This window comes from Duganella sp. CY15W (assembly GCF_009857555.1).
Classification (GTDB): domain Bacteria; phylum Pseudomonadota; class Gammaproteobacteria; order Burkholderiales; family Burkholderiaceae_D; genus Rugamonas; species Rugamonas sacchari.
On record NZ_WWCQ01000002.1, the window covers coordinates 830,311 to 848,779 of the forward strand.

An 18,469-nucleotide genomic window follows, 5' to 3' on the forward strand; every position below is an offset into this window, starting at 1 on the left:
TTCAGAAGATCAGTTCCCATTTATTGACGATGTGCCTAGTCATCCAGAAAACCTGTTCTGAGGAAATGCAAGGTTAGCGCTTTTTCAGGACTCTGGATCATCCGGTAGTTCGTGTCATATCAAGTCAGCACTGTTAAGCGAACTCCAAGCCAAATGATTATGTCGGGGCCAGATTTTCACCGGCTCCGCCGAGGTCTCAGCGTCATCATTGATTCCGATGGCGATACGCTCGCCGTCGCATTCGCACAGGAATGATTGGAAGTTCTTGCGATGACCAATTGCATATATAGCCGCGACATTCCGCATTTGGTACGGTTCGTCGTCGGAGTATCTGCTTTGCATCGTCACGCGCTTCTCGGTTGGGTACTGCGTTGTGAGTAAATCTACGATCGACGACAGACTCCGCGAAATATAGCGCTGCGTCTTCTGGTCTTTTGAGAATCGAGCGGGTAGGACAACATCCAGGTGGAATAGGACATCGTCAATGCCTATCTCTATCATTTCTTGCGTCATTGCTTTCTACCTCTTAGAAATCGATCGGGCCTATGTTGTGAGGCCCACCCTAATCTACTTGGTTTTGAAGGACCATTCTTTGGTGAAGGCTACGCCGTTATTGGTGCCAGCGAACTTCACGTTGTAAGTGGTGCCCGACTTGAAGGGGGCCTTGGCGATCAGGAACGCCACATTACTCGCCAGGTATGCGTTCGGATCGTTCGAGCGGGTCATCAACCGGGCATCCATCGGTGCTGATTGGCCTGCTTCGGTCACCGCGAAAGTGGTCACAGCGATGGTGTTGTTGGTCACGACAGAAACGCTGATTGGGTAGCTAGTCTTCGTCGGGAAATCATCATTGGCCGTGGACAGGTCTGGGAACGGATTAGGCGCTTCCACATACGCATGCAGCGCCACGCCGGTCTGACCGTTCGCAGGATACACGCCAACATAGTCCGAAGCGACCGACTGGTTGGTTTTCAGGCCCATTTCCATGACCACAGTTTGCGACTTGTCTGTGCCCACGGCTACGCCGATTTCACGCACGTTTTGGAGCATCAAACCGGCACGGTGGTACACGGTTTGTGCCAGCGTACCGAAGGCCGTAGCGCCACCTTGATTGCCGCCGAAGGTGACTTCTTCGCCAGTGTACGAACCATCGTAGCCAGCGAATTTGGCACGATCACCTTCTTGAATGCCAGTGAACTTAGCCAGAGCACCGTTTTCGATGTGCAGCATTGAGCGGCCACTCACGGGATCGTAGCTGTTGAAGTTGACGGTGCCGCCGTTGTTGACGTCGTTCACCAGCAGATAGGCCAGATGGTTAGCCGAGGCTGCGTCCAACTTCGGGTTCTGCGCCAGCAAACCCAGACCGACTTTGCTACGGAAGTCATTCAGTGCTGACACGAAGGCGTATTCTTGGCTGGTGGATGCGTAGGTCAGCGCCGGAACTGTGGTCTGAGTATCGCCTGGTGTAACAACAGGGCCGGTTGGGTTTGTCGGACCGGTCGGGGATGTAGGTGCGGTCGCCACACTATTACTGCCGCCACCACCGCAAGCGCTAATCAAACTAGCGACCACAACTGCTGACAACAGATTTGCTGATTTGAGCATTTGTTTTTTCAATTTGAGAGTTAAATTCTGCGGTAGTCAATCCAATGCGAAGCGAGCCTGATTGATCGCTTTGAGGCGCATTCGAGGTGAGAAGCGCTTCGAGTAAAAGAGGAACCAAGTGAGTTGGATCGCCCAGAGAGCGAAGAAGAGAGCGAACATAATTGGGGCGAAGATCTTCTCGTCATCAGGAAGGATGGCCCGCATCGGATATAGCGCAATGCCAAGCAGGATCGGCCCTCCTAGAGCGGTCGTGATTAGGGCTACCAGACCCCATACAACAGCACCAACGAGTGTTTCGCCAAGCATGAAGCCCTTCGGATCTGGCAGACGAAGGATTTTCCGGCCCTCTGTTTTTATAGCTGCGAGGTGGTATCCACTACCTCTGATCTTACAAAGGGATAGTTCGACATCTTCACCTGCACACTCAATCAAGGAGGCGTCGAGATATACGTCGACCGTAACGTTGTCAATTCGGTGATCTCCTACGTCAAGGTAAGCAAATCTTGTGTATCCCTTTTCCCAAACGCCACTGGGAATGTTACCCAGTTTTCCACGGACAATAAAAGTTGTCATATAGGCTACAATAAGGTTGTGGATCTACTACAAAGTTATAAACATTCAAAGACGTGAAATTTCCCATTGAAAATTTTACTGAATTATATCCCATATCCGAATATAGGAACTTTTTTGATTGCGCTTAGCCTCTTGCTATGGCCGATCCATTACACGACAAAAGTTACGAAATATTCCGTCTGATGCTCATTGACGCTCGGATAGCGAGGGACTTACAGCAAGTGGAGTTGGCTGAGCTGCTCAAGAAACCCCAGTCCTACGTATCGAAATCTGAGAGCGGGGTTCGACGCGTCGACTTCGCCGAATTCATGAGCTTCGCCGCCGCGTTAGATATCGATATTGGGGAGTTCTCGAACCAATATCGGCTGAAGGTCGCAAATATTTCCCCTGATCAAATTCAATCGGCGACTATCCCCAGACCGCGCAAAGTGATGAAAAAGAGAGTCGAATAGTTGCGCTGCGACTATACCCTGCTAACACGTTCACTTCCGATCATCGTCCATGCAACTCATGGCCAGGCGAAGGGATACGAGCCTTCCAGTACCGACTTGAAATAGATGATCGGAACGAGGGAAACCCATTTTTCCAGCTACGTCTAAAAGGTGCATGTGCCACCTAATATGATAGATGCTGCCTAAGCCTCTGCACTGGCCTGCTTGACAGTAAGCTGTTAGATTGGAGGCTTCTCATATAAACCTTGCAATCAATTCATGGCCTACGATTTTTCGTCTCTTTCGCCTACGGACTTTGAGCAACTGGTCGCTGACCTTCTTTTTCACGAATGGGGTACTAGACTTGAATCTTTCAAAGAAGGAAAGGATGGAGGAATCGACCTCCTCAATAGCCGGAGTCCAGAGAATGAGCCAACGACGATCATACAGTGCAAAAGATATGCTGCGGATAAACTATCGGCCTTGAAAAGCTCGTTGAAGGAAGAGGTAAAAAAGCTAAAGAAATTGAAGTTTGATCGCTACGTTTTGGTTACTTCAGTTCCGCTTTCGAAAGTAAACAAAGAAGATATTATCAAAATCCTTTCGCCATATTGCGATTCCACTGATGACATCTATGGCGGAACCGAAGTTAATGCTTTAATACGAAATTATCCTACTGTTGAGCGCGCTCATTTTAAACTATGGGTTGGCAGCACTGCTATATTAGAGCGCGTTTTAAATTCAAAAATCTTTACCATCACCGAAGCGACGATAGCATCTACCCTTCAAGAAATACGAAAATTAGTACCACATCCCGGTTTACAGAGATCTTTGGAAATCCTGAACCAGAATGGTCATGTTCTTATTGTTGGAAATCCTGGCATTGGCAAAACCACGCTTGCTCGTATGCTTTTATGCCATTACTTAAAGGATGATTACAGCCCCGTATGGGTTGTAGGCAACATCGATGAAGCATGGAGCTTGGTTCACGGCGCTATCACAGGCCACCAAAAGATGGTTTTAGTGTATGACGATTTTTTGGGGCAAGCGAAATTCGAGACTGATAAACTCGATAAGAATGAGGACAAATCTTTATTTCATCTCATCGACGAGTGTTCCAAGTCACCTCATATTCGTCTTATCCTCACTACTCGTGAGTACATCCTTGAGGATGCAAAGAATCAACACGGTACTCTTTGGGACCGAGCTGGAGATTTGAAGAAATGTACTGTTTCTGTCGAGGATTACGGCACAGGAACAAGGGGGCAGATACTTTTTAATCATTTGTATTTTTCAGATCTTCCCGACAGTAAATTATCTAAGGTATTGAAAACCAAAATTTATTCTAAAATACTTTCTCATCGTAATTTTAATCCACGAGTGATCGAAACAATTTCTAAAAATGCTAATAGTCGTCAGCTCGAAGATGATAAATTCGTAGAATATATTGAAAAAGAATTTAATAACCCTTCTAAACTTTGGGCGCACCCGTTTGATCGGGAAATTAGCCCCTATTCTCGGCAGTTGCTCGTCGTGCTTTGGAGTTTTGGGCGAGCGGCCACGTTCGATGAACTAATGAATGGACTAATCGCTCTTAATCCGGCAGTCGCGCCTGAAGTTATAGAGAAAGAGTTCGAGGATTCATTGCGCCAGTTAGATGGGAATTTTGTATATACCTTTAGGCTACCTGCGGCCTGGCATCCAGAAACTTACAAGTACCGCGTTGTTCGGTTCCAAAATCCGTCTGTTCGTGAATTTATTGCAAGCCAAGTCCAGCGGTCATCGTCTTGGATTTTGCGGTTAGCGGAAACGCTCCAGAATATTGATCAGCTGGACGAATTGCTTGAGGTCGCCGAGGACGCGGATAGTGGTAAAGTTTCTCAGAGTGTTTGGCGCACTCTACGTGAATCGTCTCTCCGTGTCGAAGATGAAAAACGTAAATATCAGATGAATTGCGGCACGCACGATGGCATGGCATCGTATCCGGCACTGCACGTAGTACCTCAATTTAAGGCTCACACCAGTTTGCAACTCCTCAAGATAGAAAAGAACATCATTGCGAAAGATGCGTGCAGTGGTGATATTTTAGATAGGATCAAAAAATCAGAGGACTGGTTGAGCGTTTTATTCGACATGCAGCGTTCCTATGATGCCCACCGGCCAATTGACAGATTAGTGGAGTGGATATCAGTTCAAAACTGGGACCATGTAACGATAAATAAAATCCGAGAATCCATCAAGACGGCACTAGTTGAATACGCATCAGATAGGAACGTGGGGGATATGTGGAATATCACAACAGTGTTCAATTGTATTTCATTATTAAGTATTCCAATCACAAGTGGTGAGAAAAAATTTCTATTGTCAGGGCTATCTGAGGCAATAGACGATATTGTAAGAAATGATGATGTCGGAACTTTTCACGAACAGTTAGACTTGTTAAAGGATCTGGAGAAAAAAATCGACGAAGATTTCGAACAGTACAAAGATTTACTTGAACGTGCAATTGAAGACCATGATAGCGGTTATGAACCCGAACTCGCTTCTGAGCAAAATGATTTCGTTTCAAGCTATACAGAAAAAGAAATGGATATCGATCAGCTTTTCAGTGGACTAATGGACAGAAATATTTAAATGTTGAGCAGCGAACGTGCGCGCTGTGCGTTCGTTTTAGCTAGCGACACGGCTGTGAAGTTTTGAATCAATGAGGGTACAATTCGTATCCAAATTAAATTTTAGGATTACTTATATGACTACCAGCTACGCAGAATTGAAAGCGCAAATCGCCGAACTCGAAAAGCAAGCTTCTCAGGCCCGTGAGGCTGAGATTGCGAATGCGAAAAATCAAATTCGCGAAATTATGCAGGCATATTCCTTGACTATTGCTGACCTAGCTGGTCCAGCAAAAGTGTCAAAGCCGCGCAAAGCGGTTCCTGCTAAGTACAGAGATACGTCGACTGGTGAAGAGTGGACTGGTCGCGGTCGTGCTCCTAAATGGCTGGATGGAAAAAACAGAGCGGACTATTTGATCAAATAATATGTACTAGCTCAAACTTAATCGGGCACGAACCGTCGCCCGATTATCTCAGCCTCGGCGATTCAATATATGCGGTCAAGTTTAAGTTCGTACGTTTCAGCGCTTACTCGTGGCGGCAGAATAAAGGGTTCGGGCGCACTGAGACGCGCAAGTTGTAATAACTCAGACTTGTTCTGACATCGCGTGTCAGTTGCTTACTTGCCAGATGTCATCGTGCGTATCTACACTACGCATTAGAATTTCCGAGAATGTCCACTGGGGGGCGGTGGTAGCGCCTCGTTCTTCAGGAGATTTTCTGCTTCCAACTGTTGAGCGGCTAAAAAATTCTCCATAGTGGTCACAATTTCCACCCCCTCACTTGATAAGCCAATCACCACTGAAAGATCCTGAAGGCTGCTGCCTTTTCCGTCTTCGCCTTCTTTAACGGAAAACACACCAGATTTGGCTAGCTTGACACATCCCGCATAACAGACGAACTCTTCGTAGACGGCGCTCAATTCAGGAATTTTTGCGACATCAACGGGGACATCCTTCAATGATTTTTGCGTCCACGGTTGTTCCTCAGTCGCCCATGCTCCCCAATATCGCTTGGCGGCCAAATCTTTGAAACTGGTGAGATTCTGGCTTTTGGGGGGACCGAAAACTAGGAAGTGCGGCTCCCGCGACACAGAACCTTCAGGATTGTTCTGTTGTGCTTGAGCGGCTTGAGCCGACTCTATTTCGTTGATAAAGGACTCGAACATTTCCAGTTCGTACGATTCTTTTATTTTTGACCGTTCTGCGTTGCCATTATATTTCTTGGGATTCGTACGCAGATATTTATCGCGTTCGCTGCTACACGCTTTTTCTTCGATCTTGAATTCGATCAACGCCCATCGCATATTACGGAATGAAGCGAGCAGATCGCCATAAGCTTCCTGTTTATTTACCAGTGGTGCTACGAACGCTGGGTCGGCTGCTCTCATATACAGCGCTTCCACCGTTTTCTCCCAACGCTTTTCAGCTGGCTCCTCTAGCTTTGATACGGCGACTTTAAGGTGGTTGTTGTGGCAGTTTTTATAGGTTTCGTAGAGCTTGGCTAACATTTTTCCCTCTATGGAGTTTGTCAGAGACACAGTATAGGGTTGTCATTGAATGAATTGTTGATAGCACCATGAGCGGTTATCGCTGAAGCGGAAACGGTACTATAGAGTGCTGTGTTGCTCACCACACATTTTCCACAGATTTGGAGCCTTTACATTATCTTGTAGTGCCAGCCGTGCCTGATCGCGAACATTACTCCCCGCCGAAGTGCATGTGCGTCGTTCAGGGCATTGTGCGCTGGCCGGGTGTGAATATAGTAGCTCGACATGCATTCGTGTAGTGCGGGCTGCATATCGTCGCCTAATGCCCATGTAGTAAAGAGGATCGGATCAACTGCCAAGTTTTTAGGCCATTCGGGTAGTAGCCACCGCAATAATCGAAAGTCGGCATCGGGGCAGTCGTTGAGGATCACGGTGTGGTCGTCAATGTTCGATATCCAGGTCATCAGTTGAGATCGAATTTCATCAACAGTAAGAATATGATCTCCGCCCATCAGGTGCGGCAGCACATTAAAGTGCACCCACTCATTACACTGCACCGCATAATGGCTTGGGGGGAGTTCTGCATAGAACTCTCGACCATCACTGTCTACGAGCGCAATCGAAATAAGATCAGGCTTCTCCTGATCTTGCCCGGTGAACTCCGTATCAAGAAAAAGCATTTTCATTCTTTACCTCTTGATGCATGACTAGAGAACTGCACAGTAAAAATTTCTAAGTATTTGATTTTTATGAATTTTCACAAGAAAAAGCATTTACGTGATGTTCTTTGTGAAAACGCATACAAATCAAGAACATAGCTCAATATCAGTCATTCGACTGTTCGTGCAACCTGAGGCGATGAAAAATCGCTACCTTGTGTCCTGACAGCGGCGCTCGGTCAGCATCCTGGTGCCAATCTACCATTGTGACGTCGGAGGATGTGACGTTGCTTTCCCAAAGCAAATCGGCCAAGGAAACTGCGTCGGCATGAGATAGGTGTGTGTCGTTATCCAGCTGCGCAACAAGCAGGCCATCAATAAATTGGATGTGAGCTTTCACACTCTTCCTTTCACGGGCAAATAGCTCAGACATTCTAAACGTGTACGGCGATGGCCGTCCGGCATGCGCCGCTGAGTTGGTCACTGTACGGCAGCGGCCTGAGACCGCTAGTGGTGTCGTGTTTATCACGCTGAAGGACGAGAGCGGAAAAGAGAGTTAATAATTGGTTTTCAAGAAATTAACATCTCTATTAAATAAAAATCAGCGGGGCTCTCGCTTGAACAGCGTAAACTTATGTGGATTTTCGTAAGTTTCCTCATACGAGGCAAATGCCTTCGAAACTGACCCCCTAGTTCCGAAGAGTCGATGATAATAAACGTGAGAGAAGAGTGCCGAATTGTGGAATCGAGGAGATCCAATCGGCGCGATGTAATACTTGCTTCCCCAAACATTTGTTACATATTCGGCAAAACCCTTTGAGCCGGACAGGCAGGCAGTGCTTACCAAAGACGTACAAGATAATTTCACACTATGTTTCTTAACAACGCTCTTTGATCCTTGACCTTTGGGTGTCCACCAGCCTTTAAACTTGTCGTCGTCCGTTACAACACCGTGAGTCGTGATATGAATATGTTGAAACTCGTTATCAGAAAGCGCCCCTAGCAGTCGATCGATTGAACTAACCCGGATGAGCTTAGATTCTACTTCCATTAAGTTAAAAACCTCGCGTAAAACTCGGCCCTCGGAACCAGGATCAGCATCATCTAGGCATTCAACGATATACACTCCCCGTTTCATTTTTATTTTCCCATCAATATTTATTTTGCAAAATCTTAAATCATAAAAAATGGTAACGAAGTGCCTAGTGAGGGTTGCCCTACCTGCAACGCCGAAAATCAACTAGAAACCGAAAACAACCAATCAAGTTTTAAATTTATCGTTTATGTTTTTCTTCTGAATATAGTCACAGAGATCATACACTTTTTCGTGCCCATACTCTTTTTTTGCCTTGCGTCCAGCATCTGTTTCATAGAAACGAATGATAGATTCTACGCTATCATATTTTTTTTCATTATGATAATAAACTCTTCGATAGGTGGAGGAATTGAATATTTCCTCATCATTATGCACATTGTAAAATAGTCGCATATTGCCCATTATATCTGATACATCATTCAAACACGTTGAATCAGACGTAAACTTATCAGTGCATTTAGACAATGCGAAATCAATGGCTGACTTAACTTCCTCATCAAAAGAAACTTTATATTTCTGTTCGTTATGTTTCTTTTCAACTATTTCAATTTCGATGTCGTGTGTTGTTTTACTGCCGGGATGATCTTTTTGCCTTTCGTACGCTTTTTCTATTTCTTTCTGGGTGATATTCAATGATGATAATATCATTTCCCGCTCTTTGTAGTATCTTCTACCTGGCTCGAATACATAGTCTTCCACTTTATCGACCCGCTGGGTATAGCCTTGATAGATCGGAGGACCATCGTAGCTATTACTCAAAATAACGTACCATTGAAAAGTAGAAAGCAATTCAATATAGCAAATTAAAATATTACTATTGCTTGGAGATGTAAATAAAATAAGTGTGTGCGCAGGAAAATAGCGGATTTCACTCTTATGTTTCTCAACGATTTTATCAAAAGCTCCCAGTGGATAAAACTGAACTAGAGGGCATTTATCTTTTATCTTATTTGAATTTATATCTAAAGCAAGATCAAAATATCTACGATCGACCCCTGCCCTGGCGGCAAAACCAATGGCGATTTTCGCCATTCCTTTTACGAAATGCTCATTAACAATCTCAAGCGGATAAATTATTAAGCCCGTGATATCATCGCAGGTTATCAGATCAGGCTTGGAATCCGCAGGAAATGTCTTTTCAATATCCAAACGCACTTTTTTGAGGTAATTAACTAGCTGCTTTTTTTCTCCGTACACAATAATCTTATTGGACTCACTTATGTGTATATGAAAAGGTTTGACCGGAGCAACTTTGCCATCCCTCCAGAGAATTTCTATTCCGCTTAAATTATTGCCATATTGATCTTTTGTGCTATGTATCACTCCTTTTGCAGGCTTTGAGCGATTATTTCCTCTATGAGTTCTAATATCTAAGCGAATGCAAATGCTATCGAAAATTTTATTAAATGGAACATCAATTTCGTCGCCAAGAGTCTTTCCGCACTCTTCACACAGAACATCATTCGCAATTAGTGTTCCGCCAATGGCTTGCTGAATAATGTGCTCTCCATGTTTAACCACTTCAATTCCGTCGAATTTTTTACCACACAAATAACAATTATCCATCTTAATTTTGAAATAAAATTAATAAAATCGGTTAGATTGCGCGGCTCATTAGTTAGACGCGGCAAAAGAACCCTAATTTAACTGGCAGTTTTCGCAACAGGCTGAATTGCACTATCGAACGCTTGATTCTCCAGCGTCAGTTAGACTAAATCATCTTGCTTCCTTTTTCTCTAAAAGCGAGGTCAGAAATTTCGGCCCTTCTACACGTTGACCACCCCATCTCAGCACTTTTCCATTGTGCAGAGTGACCGACCACGGGGCAGGATTTTCAACAAAAGTTGGAAGGACAATTTTTGCCCATTCAGTAGATTGGGCTTGCTCATGAGATAAAGCTTGTTTTGTAAACCGATGCGGCAGACGTTTCATCACTATTTGCTCAATAAGAGCCTCTAGGACCAGCTGAAATGATTGTGTGATCCGTTCGATGTCTGAAAGAAGGGTTTTGAAAGCATCGCTATGATTTTCTCGATCAATCGATGTCATTACAGCACTATTAATAACACTATCCGCAAATCCATAGAATGTATTGGCCGATTTTTCATCAAAATATATATCTAGCGTCATTCGTGGATCAAGCTTCATTAGCCCAACATCTACCTGCTCAGGATCATAGTGAAATGCATGGAGGTTTCGAATAGCCGTGATTGCAGCTTTATTTCCTTTGTTAAAATAGCGCCTCAAGTTCTTAAGCGTAGCTTTTACCTCATCACTAAGCCCATTCCCTACCATCATTGAAACCTTTGATTTGTAATAAGTTTTCTCAAACAACGAAGAGGTTTCATGAAGCTTTCCTGCTAGCAGTCGCAAAAATACCTGACTTTGCCCAACCATAATTTGTCGCTCAGCCTCACCTCTTCTTATCGGCATAGAAAATACCACCATGCGAGATAAGATATTTAGTTCGTTCAAGGCATGGCCTGCATAAATGAGAAATACTCGCTCGTTTGCAGGAACAGATAATATATCTTCTCGCGTAAGTTCAATCTTTGAGATTTTCACATCGCCGCCAATCTAAAGCCAATGGTTCCGCCAGCTGTACCGTTTTGGTAGGTCGAATCACTAATCAAGAAAAAATGGTTCGGTAGCGCAAAGTTTTCATGCTGCCAATAGCGGGTCAAAAATAGTAGATCCGTGCTGTAGACATGTATCGATCAAGCCGACACTAAATTCTAATCCCTTTTCCGATGGGCCAAAGGTTAAGCCAAACCCATCTCCTCTTTCCTCAAAAAAAGCGTTAGTTGACGCAAGCGTCGGGTGAGAAGAAATAAATGACATTCCCCGATAGACTGTGGAATATAAATATGTCAATCCGGCCATACGAGCAGCCTGAAATGCGTCGATCGCTCGCTTTCCGCCCAAATTTTCCTTGGCCAAATCTTCCAATTCTTTTATCTGTTCCTCGCTCAGCTCATGTTTTCCATTGGCCTTCATGCATTCTGCTTGAATCTTTCTCGCATGTTTGTCCCCCTCTTTTAGGCTTTCAAACACTTCTGGATTGCCCAAACCTGCAACGCTATAGAATAGAAATTCATAAGCAGTTCTTATTAATGTTTGAGCCTCGGGAATCATTCCTTTTTCAATCAATATCAACGCGGCCTGGCAAGAGGAAATACATCTCATCCATAAAGCAATCGAAGCTACAACAGGTAAACTTTCGGTCGAGTTGAACACGGACATATCAGTTTTGAAAAGAATCTGTGTTGCCGCATCAGATTTAGCCTCGCAAATCGAAAACACATTTTTGTAACGTTCTCGATATTCCTTACTATAGTTTTCAATCTCATGTGACAGAAAGCCTCGGCGTTTAATACTATCAGTGTCACTCATGTTTTTTTCTACGCTCACGTACCAAAATTTGGCAACATGTTATCTACTCAAATGAACCCGCAACCTACGAGCGCGATCTTTAAACGCGTCTTCGCCACCTTCTAGAATATTACAGACGGCCTTTCGTATCGGTTCCTCTTCTAGACCGCCACAGGTGTAGGTAATGTCTGGGAGTGCGCCCGCTGAACTAACACCCGACTCGGCAATGATAATTTCATCGGCGTCTGTATTGATCACCAGGTTTGCATTGTGAGTTACGATAATAATTTGTCGCCGACTTTTTGCGCTTAAGAATAGGCCCACCAAGTCATCATAGATAGACTTGGGATCTAAATTTTCCTCTGGCTGGTCGATGATAAGCGGACGGGTATCAGTATCGTCTAACGATAAGTAAAGCAGCAATAACACGATACCCCGTGTGCCTGGAGAGAGTTTGCGGATATCGATTCCATCGTAGTTGACGTGATACCGAACTGTAATGTGAGCAGTGCTGTATAACCACTGCGCAAATTTTTTAGTCCACTGGCGATAGTCGGATTGATCCGTTTTCAAAACCAAAGCATGCTCAAGCAATTGAGCCGAGTATTCCTCTCGAAAAGATTTCATTGCGGCGTCGACGTCCTCGGCGCTGCCGTGCTCCCAAGGGGTCTTCAACCGAGTGCGAGCGGCCTCTATCAAAGACCCTCTTCCTTTGAACGGCCCCTGGCGTCTTAGGTCAAGTAACTCCTCACCGCTCTCAGCCCATTTTTCGATGTCGGCTACGCGGTCAATCGAAAACGAAAGACGATTTAATGTGCCAGTCGCGGCGTCAAGCTTTCTACGAATCGGAGCATAGAGGTCCGACAACACTTCCTGTTCAGAGATCAGCGCTTGGAAAACACGACGATAGGTACTCTCACGTTCTAACGACAGACGGTCTAGGCGCTCTTTCGCACCCTTCGCGTCTGCCAATTTTTCATTGAGTCCTTTAAGCAGCTCGCTTTCCGTCGCAATTTTTGAAGACAAGGTTCGAAACCGCTGAGTCATGTCCTTGTCGATATTCACAAGCTGTTCGATACGCGAGGACTCTGCCTCTAGTGTTCGCAGAGGCAACCTTTCAAGCTGCGCATCGGCGTCGATCAATGAAACGTTCAGATCCGTGATCTCACCGAGAGGCTGTCCACGCCACCCCGCTGCGTTGCGTTCAGCATCAGCTAACAGACGTTTCAACACGCTGTCGACGTCGCCTTTGTACTCAAGCAGAAACGCGTCCCAATCACTTACTGCCAGTCCTGATTTCGAATAGCTATCCCTTAATACACGAAGGTCTTCCGCAGCTCCACTTTCTCTAAAGTTGGCGACTTCATCTTGCATCATAATGAGTTGCTGATGCTGTGCATTGTAGTAGCGGACATTTTCGCGGACTATCTCCGCTGCCGCGGTTAGTGCTGTGAGCCTGGCGACACGTTCTTCACTGCCCTTGGAGACAAGCTTTAGCCGATCCGCCTCAAGACGTCTTACAAGTGCTTCCTTCTCTTGGGTTTGGGTAGTAAGTCCGGCGACAGACTTGTTTTTTTCGATCTCTGTTCCGATCCGTTCGGATAGGCTTGCGAGCGATAATTCCTCGCGGTCTCGCATAGCTCGATGTCTGGCCGAACGTAGATCTCTAAGGTCGTTGAAATTGATGGTTCCGTCTCGATCAGATATAGGATGGGAGTCGAAAATAACTCGTTCCACTTCAGACAGTAGGCCGTCGGTTATTCCGTCCGAAGCGCACAGCTCTTCTACAAACTGCTGTGAGAGGTAGCGCGCACGACCGTAACTGTCTGATGCCGCTACACCGGTTCCGTCCAGCATTCTGGGATCGCTTTCACCGGTCTTCCATTTCAGGTCTACGCTACTCCCCGAAAGGTGTTCCTTGGCGCGCAGCAAAAATGCCTGTTCCGGCATATGCCGTGAGTGTGCGTCACATCCTGCCGCGATGATGTCTGCGAGAGCTGTTTTACCGGAGCCACGCGCTCCGATAATGGCGACAAGACCTGGGTTAAGCGCCACAGTTGGAGTTTTTGCCCACGGAGCATTTTGAATCGTAACGCTAGCGATAACTTCTGACGGAGCTGCCATAGGCGGGGGATCTTCACCCACGAAAGCGCGCCCGACTGGATCGATTGCGGCCTGCCTCAATGTGTCGAACGTTAAGGCACCTTTTAGCCAAGTGTAGCGGTTTCCCTGCGGGTTGCCGGTCTTTGCAACAGAGTGAGCATCGCTACCGTGAAGGCACGGCTTCAAACCGCCGTAAAGCGTCCTTATCTGCTCCGGCGGTAGGTTCTTCCGGCCTAACCAAAATTCGCGTTGGTTTGCGTTTGAAGAGAAAATTATGTGAGCGAATCGCTCGACCTCTTGCCTGAGAATCTGATCCGCACCATTCTGTAAGGCCGAAGTACCATCGGTCTGTCCGCCTGAAACTGCAATCAAAATGTTCTTCCGTGCCCAAGCATTTATCTGGTACTCCGAACGAATTTGATTAAACGACACCTTGAATTTTTCAGCTCCTAAGCGCAAAGCAGCGATGTCCGCAGAGATACTAGGATCGGCTTTGCGTCCTAGCCGCGTTAGGTCAGAAACGCTGCATACGAATGTATCGTCGTAAGCTTGGAACGAAAGCCGAGAAAGGAATCGCAAAAGCTCTTCAATATGGTTATCGTCCTCTGGGCTGACTAGCAGATGGAAGTTAATCCATGACTTGGCAGTCCCGACGTCTAACCTTAGCTCGACATTGGGAAAAATAAGGTCGCAATCTGGGAGGCGACCTTTATCTTTCTCAGCGCGGACCATGCGATAGGTGTCGAGGAGATAATAGTCGGTGACCGCAATTGCGCGTATCGGAGGATCGGCGACTTCTAAGGCTTCAAGATAACTAGCCCAATCCCCCTTGAATTGATCGTTGAAGATCGTACCAGGCGCATGCACATGCGGTTCCCAGCGTAGCCAGTTGGACCCTGAGTTGAGTGGCTGAGCGCTAGAAGCCGTCATGCATTTCTCCTTATGTTGCCATCGATAAAGCGATGAAGACAGAATACAATAAATTAAATGTTTAAAGTATAACTATCTGCCCTAGACTTGGCACTATATTTAGGCAAGTACGAAATGCTGTGTTCTGCCGGAGAGCAGTCAGCTTCTCACCACTCTACCGAGCTGGCTGCGGCGGACGCATCTCTCACTCCCAGCCTTAGCTCTAGTTCAAGTGCGGCACACCAACTCAGGAGCTGTTGGTAGCTGATTTCATCGGCATGCCTTTCCAGATGTGAAATGCGATTTTGGCTCAATCCCACGCGGATACCTACTTCGGCTTGGGTCATCTTCTTCCACTTTCGCGTTGAAACGAGCAATTGGCCAAGTTGTAGCGCCGAATACAGAGGTTGAAAGCGAGTTGACTGGGACATGGTCTGATTATCCGAATTTCAGATAAAACAATTTTATCTGAAATTCGGATATGGCTGTTTGAGGAAACCCATCGTGCCCATTGCCTCGCACTGGGGTGTCGACCAAACGGGCCGCAGGCGCGGCTTAGTGGGTTCGTACGGCATGAGACCCAAAGGCAAAGATCAAAGAAGGGCAAGAAGACTATGACACGATGAATGCGAGGGATGATTTCCTTACGCAGCGCATCAACTACAAAAATTTTTGGGCGAAAGGCAACCTCTGCCTTGTGCCTATGACCTGGTTCTTCGAACCAAACTACGAGAAGAGCCACCATGAGCGGTGGAGGATTGGGATGGCAGATCAAAGCCCGTTCGCAGTCGCTGGTCTTTGGCGTGAATGGGATGAAAAAGATGGCACTAAGTCCTTCAGCTTTACTCAGATTACGGTCAACGCTGACGAGCACCCTTTGATGAAACGTTTTCACCGCCCAGGGAAAGAGAAGCGCAGTTTAGTGATCGTGCCTCCGGCAGAATACGATGACTGGTTGAGCTGCAAAGATCCTGAGCGAGCGAGAGCGTTCCTCCAGTTGTATCCACCTGAGTTGATGTACGCCGAGCCAGCGCCCAAGCAAGAAACCACCTTGCAAGGGGAGCTGTTTTAGGCGGATACATCTAGGTATAAGGGGGAACTGAAATTCTTAAAACTATAATTGAGCGGATACTATTTAACCTAAGTAACCAGATAAGGCTTGAAACATTCCATGTACCCAGTGATTTATAAAAGGAGCATTGTTCATTCCTGGATCAATTATTGCAGTACGTATTAATTCATTAGGGATATTAGCTTTCCGAAGCGCAGTGATTGTATCTACGTGTGTTTGAAGATGCACAGATGCTTGGAGGGCGTAATTATTCGCAAGCCCAAAACTATCAAAATGTTTTTTAACTCTGTCCTTATCTACTTGGTTCCACCCATTTGGTGGCGAGACAAAGTAAAAGACGCTGGACGGTAGGTTGTTGTTGTCAAGGATGCACTTCGCTTGAATCCACTGCTGCTTAAAAAATTTATCATCATCAACGTAAGGATGAATAATCAGATCGCTGGCGGTTTTTGCAAACTCCTCGGCCTTGCCCTCCATGTTGCAATCCCGGCAAGATGGGACAAGGTTTTGTGGAAGCACGGAGAATTGAGGAAAGCGCGACTTCGGCAAAAAATGATCAAGGTTACGTGGTTTTCCAATACCGCCGCAGAAGGGGCACTCTTCCCCGGCACAACTTAGCAATTTCGAGTAAATTTTACGTGCTTCGACCTTTTCTTTATTTCTGAAATAATATTCATACAAATTAACGAGTTCGCTTTTGCGAAGCGATCCAATGACCACAGGGTCAGCATCCGCAGGATCAGTCGGATGGATGTCGGTTAGCGTTCCTGCCTTCCCAGCGGTAATATAATCTTTGCCAGCTTGTATAAGAACAGGTTTGTCGAGTTCAATTTTGTCTTTAAACGCTTTTCTCAACACACCACTAATACAAGTAGTAAGAGTATCATCGTACCCGGAAGTTGGATCGTCCAGACGCATCATTTGCTCTGACCTCCAGCGGTATTAGCGATAAGAGCTAGTAGGATCGCCCTACCTTCTATACCCAATTGATCTCTATATTTCAAAATTACTTCATCAAACGATGCCCCATTTTTTACCTCCGACGCTAGCATATCGTGAAACCCAGATCTAGCGACCTCCAGGCCGAAAACTTCGCTGGTAAGCATTCCGACATTTTCTGCAAATGTTTCAAGTTTCGGCCTCTTGAAAGTGACTTCCTTCTCGACTCGATGTGCTTTCCAAACGCAAAGCATTGGAATTTCTTGTAAAACGACTGGCGAGTGGGTGGCGACCAAGGCAACCGCATTTTGATGTAACAATAGATCTGCAAGCGCACGGACAAATGCAGAAAGAAGAGGAGGATGAAGATGACTTTCAGGTTCATCTAATAATACCAATGTCTTTTCTTGCACTGTATCTACTAAGCGAGTAATCGTGAGCAAAACGATTGCATGGCCTGAACTCATTCGAGATAAGTATTTATCAATTTCTGAATAATATTCCGAGAAAAACTCGTCCGAATCTGATTGAAATGCGCTTCGTGCGAGCATCGCCGAAAAGACGTCTTGTAGTTGCGTCAATTTCATGCGATCAAAATGCTCGTCAGAACCCAGTTTCATTATTGCATCTTGCCAACGCTTACTCTTACCTTCGTTGCGGAAACAGCCGATAAGAGCCCTTGTACAATCTGCTCTGAGTTCAGGAATCGTGCGATGCCGGTGTTGTTGAGCGGGGTCTTTTAGTCCGATGTAAAAATAACACGTCCCTTTAGATGGATCGGATTGCTCTTTGGGCGGGTCAAAGGGATCAAAAGCGCTGAATGAGACGGATACTAGACTGCTGAAATAATTAGGGTGAATGGGGATGGGCTGAAATGACTGCAAATTAAAGAATTTAGATTCGTTGCCTTTCTCAGTAATTGCTCTAATCATGCCATTCAAGAGCGTAGTTTTTCCTACGCCATTTCGTCCTATAATCGCATGAATATTTGTACTTGGAGTCGAGTCAACCTTTATCGAGAAGTCGATTGAAACAGCCCCAAGTTCTTCTGTCTCTGATCTGGTAAACCGAAAATTAAAGTCTGTCCGATCAGGAGCGCCAGTCAAAGTGCGGTGGTATTGCCCCAAAACCACACCGAGAGAAATATCTCGGAGTAGCGATATTCGTAAGGTTTTCTCATCTTTAATATCTTTAATAATACCCGGATCAAGAACTATGTCGCATAAAGCTTTCGCAATATCAATCCCTTTTCCGTTAGGAAGTTCACTTAGTCGGCGATAAAATTTAATGTCTTGGCCGAGTGAAAAATAGTTATCTCCTAGATAGGGAAATTCCTTATCTAAAACTTCATAGGTAGCTTTTTCTTCGGTTTGACCCTTAAATCCAATTTTTATGGCACCAATATCATTCCGCTCACCATTAATACCAATGTACACCAGTCGAAACATTGTTATAATGGAATAGTCATTCCAATGATCTATTTCTAAAAATGCTGTGTCTGGCTCTGGTGTAATGGCATTAGACCTGCCAATAACTTTAAATTTCATAAACTATTTCTCCAAGTGAAAATCTAGAATGGAATTCAGCGAGAATCTATAATTTTCTAGCA

General features: G+C 45.5%; 15 protein-coding genes. 4 read left to right on the forward strand and 11 right to left on the reverse strand.

The features are described 5' to 3' along the window. Positions 1-567: 567 nt before the first annotated feature. The gene (locus GTP58_RS13235) at positions 568-1,605 is read right to left on the reverse strand and encodes a CAP domain-containing protein (protein WP_161077840.1); all 1,038 of its coding nucleotides are present in this window, start codon (positions 1,603-1,605) and stop codon (positions 568-570) included. Between the two features lie 36 nt (positions 1,606-1,641). Continuing rightward, the gene (locus tag GTP58_RS13240) at positions 1,642-2,178 is read right to left on the reverse strand and encodes a hypothetical protein (RefSeq protein ID WP_161077841.1); all 537 of its coding nucleotides are present in this window, start codon (positions 2,176-2,178) and stop codon (positions 1,642-1,644) included. A gap of 137 nt (positions 2,179-2,315) precedes the next feature. Here GTP58_RS13240 and GTP58_RS13245 point away from each other — a divergent pair, with 137 nt between their 5' ends. The 3 genes from GTP58_RS13245 (at position 2,316) to GTP58_RS13255 (ending at position 5,646) form a co-directional block, all read left to right on the forward strand. Beyond that, positions 2,316-2,630 (forward strand): helix-turn-helix transcriptional regulator, encoded by a 315-nt coding sequence (locus GTP58_RS13245; RefSeq protein ID WP_161077842.1) that lies wholly within the window; start codon positions 2,316-2,318, stop codon positions 2,628-2,630. Positions 2,631-2,888: 258 nt separating this feature from the next. Further along, on the forward strand, positions 2,889-5,243 hold the full coding sequence (locus GTP58_RS13250; RefSeq protein WP_161077843.1) for a restriction endonuclease: 2,355 nt from the start codon (positions 2,889-2,891) through the stop codon (positions 5,241-5,243). A gap of 115 nt (positions 5,244-5,358) precedes the next feature. Beyond that, positions 5,359-5,646, forward strand: coding sequence for an H-NS family nucleoid-associated regulatory protein (locus tag GTP58_RS13255; protein WP_161077844.1), 288 nt, complete (start codon positions 5,359-5,361; stop codon positions 5,644-5,646). Positions 5,647-5,879: 233 nt separating this feature from the next. Here GTP58_RS13255 and GTP58_RS13260 read toward each other — a convergent pair whose 3' ends face one another. From GTP58_RS13260 to GTP58_RS13290, 7 genes are all read right to left on the reverse strand, one after another. Beyond that, positions 5,880-6,731, reverse strand: coding sequence for a hypothetical protein (locus GTP58_RS13260; protein ID WP_161077845.1), 852 nt, complete (start codon positions 6,729-6,731; stop codon positions 5,880-5,882). A 149-nt stretch (positions 6,732-6,880) separates the two neighbouring features. Then, the gene (locus GTP58_RS13265; RefSeq protein WP_161077846.1) at positions 6,881-7,396 is read right to left on the reverse strand and encodes a 3'-5' exoribonuclease; all 516 of its coding nucleotides are present in this window, start codon (positions 7,394-7,396) and stop codon (positions 6,881-6,883) included. A gap of 1,234 nt (positions 7,397-8,630) precedes the next feature. Further along, positions 8,631-10,031: an HNH endonuclease gene (locus GTP58_RS13270; RefSeq protein WP_161077847.1), complete on the reverse strand. Its 1,401-nt coding sequence runs from the start codon at positions 10,029-10,031 to the stop codon at positions 8,631-8,633. 150 nt (positions 10,032-10,181) lie between these two features. Continuing rightward, on the reverse strand, positions 10,182-11,030 hold the full coding sequence (locus GTP58_RS13275; RefSeq protein ID WP_161077848.1) for a hypothetical protein: 849 nt from the start codon (positions 11,028-11,030) through the stop codon (positions 10,182-10,184). 96 nt (positions 11,031-11,126) lie between these two features. Then, positions 11,127-11,858: a DUF5677 domain-containing protein gene (locus tag GTP58_RS13280; protein ID WP_161077849.1), complete on the reverse strand. Its 732-nt coding sequence runs from the start codon at positions 11,856-11,858 to the stop codon at positions 11,127-11,129. A 39-nt stretch (positions 11,859-11,897) separates the two neighbouring features. After that, a complete protein-coding gene (locus GTP58_RS13285) occupies positions 11,898-14,870 on the reverse strand; it encodes a TrlF family AAA-like ATPase (protein WP_161077850.1) in 2,973 nt (990 codons plus the stop codon). Positions 14,871-15,016: 146 nt separating this feature from the next. Further along, complete coding sequence (locus tag GTP58_RS13290; protein ID WP_161077851.1) at positions 15,017-15,280, reverse strand: helix-turn-helix domain-containing protein; 264 nt, start codon at positions 15,278-15,280, stop codon at positions 15,017-15,019. A 161-nt stretch (positions 15,281-15,441) separates the two neighbouring features. On the opposite strand from GTP58_RS13290, the gene GTP58_RS13295 reads away from it, so the two are divergent. Next, positions 15,442-15,921, forward strand: coding sequence for an SOS response-associated peptidase family protein (locus GTP58_RS13295; protein WP_373924746.1), 480 nt, complete (start codon positions 15,442-15,444; stop codon positions 15,919-15,921). A 63-nt stretch (positions 15,922-15,984) separates the two neighbouring features. On the opposite strand, the gene GTP58_RS13300 is transcribed toward GTP58_RS13295, so the two are convergent. Together GTP58_RS13300 and GTP58_RS13305 are read right to left on the reverse strand one after the other, a co-directional pair. Further along, complete coding sequence (locus GTP58_RS13300; protein ID WP_161077853.1) at positions 15,985-16,842, reverse strand: HNH endonuclease; 858 nt, start codon at positions 16,840-16,842, stop codon at positions 15,985-15,987. Then, positions 16,839-18,407 carry an AAA family ATPase gene (locus GTP58_RS13305; protein WP_161077854.1) on the reverse strand — a complete coding sequence of 523 codons (1,569 nt, stop codon included), beginning with the start codon at positions 18,405-18,407 and terminating at the stop codon, positions 16,839-16,841. Before GTP58_RS13305 ends, GTP58_RS13300 begins: the two co-directional genes overlap by 4 nt. Positions 18,408-18,469 lie beyond the last annotated feature (62 nt).